Annotated in this window: 7 protein-coding genes and 1 pseudogene; 2 read left to right on the top strand and 6 right to left on the bottom strand. The window is 70.6% G+C overall.

What is annotated here, in order from left to right; all coding sequences use genetic code 11:
- Window positions 1-194, bottom strand: a pseudogene (locus ABZZ04_RS21545) (methylmalonyl-CoA carboxyltransferase); the annotation flags it as partial.
- A gap of 561 nt (window positions 195-755) precedes the next feature.
- Between ABZZ04_RS21545 and ABZZ04_RS21540 the strand changes: the two are divergent.
- Window positions 756-1,754 carry a ScbA/BarX family gamma-butyrolactone biosynthesis protein gene (locus tag ABZZ04_RS21540; protein ID WP_356933810.1) on the top strand — a complete coding sequence of 333 codons (999 nt, stop codon included), beginning with the start codon at window positions 756-758 and terminating at the stop codon, window positions 1,752-1,754.
- Between the two features lie 25 nt (window positions 1,755-1,779).
- Here ABZZ04_RS21540 and ABZZ04_RS21535 read toward each other — a convergent pair whose 3' ends face one another.
- A complete protein-coding gene (locus tag ABZZ04_RS21535) occupies window positions 1,780-2,637 on the bottom strand; it encodes an NAD(P)H-binding protein (protein ID WP_356933809.1) in 858 nt (285 codons plus the stop codon).
- Window positions 2,638-2,853: 216 nt separating this feature from the next.
- Between ABZZ04_RS21535 and ABZZ04_RS21530 the strand changes: the two genes are divergently transcribed.
- A complete protein-coding gene (locus ABZZ04_RS21530; RefSeq protein WP_356933808.1) occupies window positions 2,854-3,522 on the top strand; it encodes a ScbR family autoregulator-binding transcription factor in 669 nt (222 codons plus the stop codon).
- Window positions 3,523-3,805: 283 nt separating this feature from the next.
- On the opposite strand, the gene ABZZ04_RS21525 is transcribed toward ABZZ04_RS21530, so the two are convergent.
- The 4 genes from ABZZ04_RS21525 to ABZZ04_RS21510 form a co-directional block, all read right to left on the bottom strand.
- Entirely contained in the window at window positions 3,806-4,387 is a 582-nt protein-coding gene (locus ABZZ04_RS21525) for an AAA family ATPase (RefSeq protein WP_356933807.1), read from the bottom strand.
- A 180-nt stretch (window positions 4,388-4,567) separates the two neighbouring features.
- Window positions 4,568-4,888, bottom strand: coding sequence for a DUF6191 domain-containing protein (locus ABZZ04_RS21520; RefSeq protein ID WP_356933806.1), 321 nt, complete (start codon window positions 4,886-4,888; stop codon window positions 4,568-4,570).
- 32 nt (window positions 4,889-4,920) lie between these two features.
- Window positions 4,921-5,622 carry a 2-phosphosulfolactate phosphatase gene (locus ABZZ04_RS21515; RefSeq protein WP_356933805.1) on the bottom strand — a complete coding sequence of 234 codons (702 nt, stop codon included), beginning with the start codon at window positions 5,620-5,622 and terminating at the stop codon, window positions 4,921-4,923.
- Between the two features lie 124 nt (window positions 5,623-5,746).
- Window positions 5,747-7,390 (bottom strand): FAD-dependent monooxygenase, encoded by a 1,644-nt coding sequence (locus ABZZ04_RS21510; protein WP_356933804.1) that lies wholly within the window; start codon window positions 7,388-7,390, stop codon window positions 5,747-5,749.
- Between the last annotated feature and the right edge of the window lie 136 nt (window positions 7,391-7,526).

Raw genomic sequence — 7,526 nt, 5'->3', positions numbered from 1 at the left:
ACCTCACGGAACGAACCCTCATCCAGCAGCAGACCGATCCGCTCACGCGCCGTCAGCTTCCCCTTGGCATGCTGCGCCTCGGTCGCCCGGTCACTCGGTCCACGACGGGCCTGCTCGCGCAGCGCCAGCAGCTCGGCCACCCGGCCACGGGTGTCGGTCGGCTCGCCCGGCCCGGCAACTGTACCCACCGGCATGCCCCAGCCCCTCTCCACATCACCTTTCGGCACTGACCCCAGAATAACAAACCAGTTGCGCGGTTTTCTGCTCGCGGGTGGGCCTCTTCATGCCATCTCCGCACGTGACAGCTATCGCCAGCTGCGCGGAGCCCGATACGGCGCCCGCTCCCACCGCCCCCACGCGACGGACCGGCCCCCCGGGCCGCCTCCGCGCGCACGCACTCTGTCCCGATTTCTGGTGAGTACGGAGAGCAAAGCCTTGGTCAGCGCATCCAGTTCATCCCGATTCGGGTTACCTCGCTCCACCCGCACCATCCCGGTCGCCCCACGGCGAAATCCACTCACGAAGACCCCCTCGGCCGTCAGGACACCGTGAAGCAGCAGGGTCGAAATCCGGTCGAGATCCACTCGACGCGGGCCCCCACGGGCCGACGGAGGGGTGGTCTGGGGGAAAATAGATCTTGCGGTTTTGGTTCTGGCGGACGTGACGGAACGCTGGAAATTAAACCGGGTGGTATGTATCTTTGGTGTCCCGCGAGGGGCTCAACGAGTTCTCGTCACCGTGGTTTTGGGGGATAGATGACTGCGACAACGATCCAGCCTGCCGGACCGGTCACGCACGAGGCGCCCGTACGGGACGGCCTGACGGCCGCACCGATCGCACCTCCGCTGTTCCGCTTCCCGTCGCTGACGACCACCGTTCCCAAGGAGTTCGTCCACCGGGCGGCCGTCGCCGAAGTCATGCTCACCGACTGGAAGCGCGAGGACGACACCCACTTCAAGGTGACGGCCCAGTGGCCCCGCGGCCACAGCTTCTTCAGTCCCATCGGCGCCCACCACGACCCGCTGCTGGCGGCGGAGACGATCCGTCAGGTGGGTTCGCTGCTCGCCCACGCGGAGTTCGGCGTCCCCCTCGGCCACCACTTCCTGATGTGGGACCTCCAGTACACGGTCGAGCCGGACCAGATGCTCATCGGTGACACGCCCGCCTCGCTCGACATCGACATCACCTGCACCGAGGTCAAGCAGCGCGGTGGCGCGCTGACCGGGCTGCGCTACAAGGCGGTGGTCCACCGCGACGGCAGGCCGGTCGTGACCGGGGGCGCCTCCTACACCTGCACCACCCCGGCGGTGTACCGGAGGCTGCGCGGCAACCGCGGCACCCCCGACGGCCCGCCCCAACTCGCCCTCACGGCCCCCGCCTCGCCCCAGAGCGTCGGCCGCATGTCACCCATCGACGTGGTGCTCTCCCCCGTCGGCGAGACGAACCGCTGGCAGCTCAGGGCCGACACCCGGCACCACGTGCTCTTCGACCACCCGGTCGACCACGTCCCCGGCATGGTGCTCCTCGAAGCCGCCCGGCAGGCGGCGGCAGCGACCTGCGAGGGTTCAGCGGTGCTGCCCGTGGACATCGCGAGCGAGTTCCACCGGTACGCCGAGCTGGACACGCCCTGCATGATCCAGGCGCAGCCCCTGCCCGACGTGGCCGGCGGCGAGCAGTCGGTCCTGGTGACCGGCCACCAGGACGGGGAGCTGGTGTTCACCTCCACCGTGAAGGTCCTGTCGCACAAAGGCTGATCCGGTCATGTGACCGCCTTCGCCCTCATGAGGACGTCCTGGGGGCGAAGGCGGTCGCATGGTCCGCGGCCCATTCGTCGAACGACCTGGCCGGCCGGCCCGTCACCTCTCCGACCCCGCCGCCCACCGCCGCCTTGGCCCCGTCGCGCTGCCGCCGCGCGCTGCCGAGCAGCGCGTCCGCCAGTTCCTCCGGGTACCGGCGCAGCAGTGCGGCCCTCGCCCGCTCCGGCTCCAGTTCCTCGAAGCGCAACGGCACCCCGAGCGCCCGTGCGAGGCGGTCCGTCTGCTCCACCGCGCTGATCGCCTCCGGCCCGGTCAGGGTGTGGACCGCGCCGCGGTGCCCGTCGTCGGTGAGTGCGCGCACCGCCACCTCCGCGATGTCGCGCGGGTCGACGCACGCGTTCACCGAGGTTCCGTACAGCGCCCGTACGACCCGTTCGGAACGGATCGACCCCGCCCATGACAGGCAGTTGGACATGAACGAACGGGGCCGCAGCAGGGTCCAGTCCATCCCGGATCCCCGCAGGAGGTCCTCGTTGGTGCGCTGCCAGCGCGTGATCAGGTCGTCGGCCCGCTCGTCGGCGACCGCGGCCGCGGAGAGTTTCACCACATGGCGCACCCCCGCCGTCCGCGCGGCCCGGAGGAAGACGGCGTCGTCGTCACCGCCGACCCGGTTCGTGACGAGGAAGACACCGCGCACCCCTCGCAGCACCCGGGCCAGCGAGCCGGGATCGGCGTAGTCCCCGGCCACGGCCTCCGCCCCGGGCCGAACTCCCGTGACCTGCGCGGGATTCCTGCTCATGAGGCGCAGTGGCGCACCCGCCGGGAAGGAACGGACCACTTCCCTGCCGACCGTTCCGGTCGCACCCGTCACCAGAATCATCGCTCCTCCGTTCCCCGTCCCGGCCTTCCGGCGCGGCCCGGAATGCCGGCCCCGACGCTTCGTTTCCGGGCACGGCCGGCCCCGTGATCCGTCTCGATCATGCCGTTCCCCCATTCGCTGTGGGCGCCGATCACTGTAAGATACAAACTAGCCGGTTTTTTTCATGAGGTACGGCGGAACTCAGATACATAGACCACGTAGGTGAAGGAGGCGAGAGTGGCGAAGCAGGATCGAGCCATCCGTACACGTCAGACGATCCTGTCTGCAGCGGCCAAGGTGTTCGAGCTGCACGGTTACCAGGCGGCCACGATCACCGAGATACTCGCCGAGGCGGGAGTGACGAAGGGGGCCCTGTACTTCCACTTCCAGTCCAAGGAAGAGCTGGCCCAGGGGGTGCTCAGCGAGCAGGACCAGCGGCTCGCCGTTCCCGATCGGGCCTGCAAGACGCAGGAGATCGTGGACGTCATCATGCTGCACGCCCACCGGTTGCAGACGGACCCCATGGTCCGCGCCGGTGTCAGGCTGTCCTTGGACCAGCAGGCGCAGGACCTCGACCGCAGCGCCCCCTTCCTGAACTGGGGCCAGGTCATGCGGGAGCTCCTGGAGAAGGCGCAGGCACAGGGGGAGCTCCTCCCCCACATCGTGCCCCACGAGACATCGGACGTGCTGGTGGGCAGTTTCGCCGGCGTCCAGGCGATGTCGCAGGCGCTCAGCAACTACCAGGACCTGGACGACCGGGTCTGTTGCCTGCTCCGTCATCTGCTGCCCAATGTGGTGCTGGCGTCCGTGCTCGCGTCGGTGGACCTCTCCCACGCACGGGGCCTGACGGTCTTCACCGAGCTGACCGAATCGCTCGCCGAGGAGGTCGGCGTCCCGGTCGGTTAGGACCGACCGATCAGAACCGACCGATCAGAACCGGTCGATCAGGATTGGCTGATCAGGACCGGTCGATCGGGACCGGTCCGAGTCGACCGGCTGCCGGATCCGACCGGTCGGGAACGGTCGGCCGGGGCTCGACCGGCGGCCCGGGGACGGACGGACCCCGGGGCCTCCCTTCTCGAAGGCCCCGGGAACTGCCCGGCCGGATCGTCGGAGTTCAGCGGCGGGAGCGCACGGGGGTCGGTCCCGCCGTGGGGCGTCGGCCCCCCACGCGCGCGCCGCCCCGCGATCAACGCAGCGGCTGATCGGCCCCGGATGCGGGGGCCAGACCGGTCGCGAACAGGATCGCCTCGACCGTCTCGTCGATCGTCTGCGCGGCGTTGTCGATCCAGATTCCCTGCTGTCCGAGCTCGGATCGCATCGCTTCGTCCAGCGGTGACCAGTCCGTGCTCAGGACCTTCTCCCGGGTCTGGTTGCGCCGCCACGCGACTGCCGGGCCGGGAGCCAGGACGACGACGTGGAACGGCGCCGTCGCCAGCGTCGTACGGTAGAAGTCGAGGTGGGAACGGCGGACCACGACGTCGTCGAGCACCGGGACGAAACCGGCCCGCACGAAACTGTCCGCCAGCAGGCACGCGTTCCGGGCTCGCAGGAATATCTGCCGGTCGGCCTCCGCGTTCGCGGTCGGCGAGGGCCACCGCCCACCACTGACGATCATCTCCTGGAGCCCGTCCACCTCGATGTGGGCCGACATCCGGAGCCGAGCGGCCAGCGCGGCGGCCACCGTCGACTTCCCGCTCCCGGGAATGCCGGTCAGCAGGACGGCCCCGGCAGCCGGTTCACGGTCGACGGGCACCGGATTCAAGGTCATTCGAGTTCTCCGAGACGTTCCGGGCCACCACCGTGCCGTCCGCGCGACATGGGCCCTTCAGATGATGATCATGCATGGGCGCTTCTTCCACGAGACGGGCGGGGTGCCCTTCGGCCCTCTCTTCCCGATACGCGGAAGGGTGCGGAACACCGGTCCCGCCCTCACCGGTTGGGCCCGTGCCTACCGTCCGGGGCCCGGCAACCGTACGACCGCCGTCCCCGCGGTCAGGTCCACCGTCGTCCTGTGCGGCGGAGCGCCGTCGTCCTCGTTGTCCGGCATGACCAGTGCCGACTGCCGCTCCTTCAGCTCGTTCTGCTTGCCCGGCGAAAGGCTCGCATGCAGCTGCTCGAACCCGGTCGCCGATATCTGTCCCTGACGTGCGCCGTTCCGCCACGGCAGCACTCCGGCCCGGCCCGCGCGCAGCAGCAACTGGTCGACGAAGGCCAGCAGGGTCAGCACGATGACGAGCCCGGGCAGGGTCATGAAGGCGATGAACTGCATGCCCCCCAGTATCCGGGCCCGGCTCCCGCCTGTCAGGAGGTGGCGTCGTCGGCCGTCGAAGGCACGGCGCACGAACGGAGAACCATGAGCGGGCCCTCCGATTCCGCCACCATGGCGAAGGGGAACCGGTCGAGTTCGAGACAGAGTTCGACGTCGTCGGGATGGGCCCCCCGACGCACCCCCTCCGCGAGTTCGATGGCGGCCCGCGACCCGGCGGCACGGCGGAGGAACCCGGCGGCCTCCGTCTCGGCCCCGGCGGCCCTCCGGGCGATGTACTGGGCACACGCCAGATCCTCGTCGGCCCGTCCGTCCTCGCCGGTGACCACGTACGTGACGCTGTCGCCCCCGCGTTCCCGCAGGAGCCGGGCGGTCGCCTCCGCCACCACGAAGCCGGCACACAGCACCAGCGACGCCTCCTTGACCGCGAGGGCGCCGACCGTCCCCGCCGTGGTCTTCTGCACGACGGTCCGCCCGCCGAGGTCGGCGGACCGCAGCAGCCCCGGCGAGTTCACGGCGTCGAACCCGGGCGCGGGCGGGCCGTCCTTGAGCGCCACCCAGTCCGGGTGGCGGGCCTTGAGCGCCAGTGCCTCGTCCAGCGACTCGGCGAGCACGATCTTCTCCGCCCCTCGGGCGAAGGCCCAGGCGGCAACGGTGCAAGCGCGCATGACGTCGACCACGACCGCCACGGAGGGGGTCTCGGTCAGCTCGGTGATGCCGAGGAAACGAGCGTCCATTCCGGTCATGATCGGGCACGCCCGATCCGAAGCACCCCGGGAGTGGTGCACATCACGTCAGTGATCCCGGAGTGCCTCGGGACGCCCCAGGATGCCTCGGGATGCCCCGAGGGGATTCGGAGCATCAGCGGCAGCCGGTCACGGCGGGCACCCGGGCCGGGGCGGAAGGCGCCTCCGGGCAGGGGTCCGTGTCCACCGCCGCCCCCGTGGCCTTCTCCGCTCCCGTTCCTGTCCCTGCCACTGCCTCCGCTCCCGTTTCCGTCCCCGCTTCTGTCTCCGCCCCCGTGCCGAACAGCGACACCAGGGCATCGGCCAGCGATTCGCCGCCGTCCGAGGCCCAGGCGATGTACCCGTCGGGGCGTACGAGCAGGGCGTCGTACGGCAGGGCGGCCGTCGGTGCGCAGTGCACCACGTGCAGGGACCGGGCCCAGGCGCGCGCCGTGTCCGCGCAGCGCCTGCCGCCCTCGCCGAGGAGCAGCAGCAGCGGTCTGCCGCTCCTCCCCAACAGCCCGATCACGTCCGACGGGCCCTGGGGCGTGGACAGTTCGGTGTTGTCGAGGAAGGTGCCCTCCCGCAGCGAGCGATAGCGGCGGCGGGGACTCGACGGGAGGACGGTGTCCTGGGCGCTGATCATCGCGCTCAGGAAGTCGTTGCCGCGGCCCGACTCCAGAAGTCCGGCGAGCAACGCCCGCAAGGAGTCGACTTCGTCGCCGGGGCGCATCAGCATGACCTGCGCACGGGTGTTGTCGATGACCCGCCGGGCGGCGGGCCGGCGTTCCGGGCCGTAGGTGTCGAGCAGTCCGTCGCTCGCGGCGCCCCGTGCCACGAGGCCGAGTTTCCAGCTGAGGTCGAGGGCGTCCAGCACCCCCGTGCTCAGGCCCTGGCCGCCGATCGGGAAGTGCACGTGCGCGGCGTCCCCGGCCAGGAAGAACCGTCCCGCGCGGTAGGTCCTGGCCAGCCGGGTGTAGTCGCTGAACCGGCCGAGCCAGCGGGGGTCGGTCATCTCGATGTCGTGCCCGGCGACCCACGCCGCCTTCTCGCTCAACTCGTCCAGGGTGAGCGGCAGATGACGGTCGTCCGAGGCGTCCCCTTCGGTGAGCGTGTGGACCAGGGTGCGCCCGTCGGGGCCCTTCTTGGCGATGAGCCAGCCCCTGGGCGTACGGTGCCAGCCCACCGGGACGGCCTGCGGGTCGGTGATGCGGACCAGGCCCGTCAGCGCGGACATGGTCGGCAGGCCGACGTCGGAGGCGATCCCCGCCAGTTCGCGGACCGTGCTGCGGGCCCCGTCCGCCCCCACCACGTACCCGACGGCGAACGACCGGCACCCCTGCGGGCTCTGCGCGGTGATCCGCACGCCGTCCCGGTCCTGCGTCATCTCCGTCACCCGGTGCTCGCGCAGCACCCGGACGCCGTTGGCCCGTGCCCTGCTCTCGAAGAGCCGCTCCAGTTCGGCCTGGGGGGCCTTCAGGATCGGGACGGGTTCCGCCTCCGGGACGGTGATGGACAGGCCCGGGATGCCCGCGAAGTGGAAGGGCATGGCGGCCGAGCCGCCCGCGGGACGGGGCTCCGGCGCGAAGAAGTAACCGCGCCGGGCCAGGCACTGCACCGCCCGTGCGTGGAGCGTGGTGGCCCTGGGCCGTTCCGATGTGGTGGCCTCCGCTTCGAGGACCAGGGTGTCGACTCCCTGAGCGGCCAGTTCGGCCGCGACGAGCATGCCGACCGGACCTCCTCCGACCACCATCACCTGTGCGTGCATCCGGCCTGCCATCCTGGGCCTCCCCCTATTTTCCGCCCGGAGCGTCCCCACGCTCCTGGTCGTCGACGGACCACATACGGAAACGCAGAAAAGAGCCTCGTCCCCCTCGGAACACCGGGCTCCTCTCCGAGCAGTAAATATACCGGTT

The organism is Streptomyces sp. NPDC006435, from assembly GCF_040612315.1.
Classification (GTDB): Bacteria; Actinomycetota; Actinomycetes; order Streptomycetales; family Streptomycetaceae; genus Streptomyces.
The sequence above is the reverse complement of the archived record's forward strand: the minus strand, read 5'-3'. Positions and strand labels throughout refer to the sequence as shown.

Bases quoted from the DNA above. Each gene is read 5' to 3' on its own strand.
- ABZZ04_RS21515 (WP_356933805.1), bottom strand. From the start codon at position 5,622: ATGGACGCTCGTTTCCTCGGCATCACCGAGCTGACCGAGACCCCCTCC.
- ABZZ04_RS21520 (WP_356933806.1), bottom strand. From the start codon at position 4,888: ATGCAGTTCATCGCCTTCATGACCCTGCCCGGGCTCGTCATCGTGCTG.
- ABZZ04_RS21535 (WP_356933809.1), bottom strand. From the start codon at position 2,637: ATGATTCTGGTGACGGGTGCGACCGGAACGGTCGGCAGGGAAGTGGTC.
- ABZZ04_RS21540 (WP_356933810.1), top strand. From the start codon at position 756: ATGACTGCGACAACGATCCAGCCTGCCGGACCGGTCACGCACGAGGCG.
- ABZZ04_RS21510 (WP_356933804.1), bottom strand. From the start codon at position 7,390: ATGGCAGGCCGGATGCACGCACAGGTGATGGTGGTCGGAGGAGGTCCG.
- ABZZ04_RS21525 (WP_356933807.1), bottom strand. From the start codon at position 4,387: ATGACCTTGAATCCGGTGCCCGTCGACCGTGAACCGGCTGCCGGGGCC.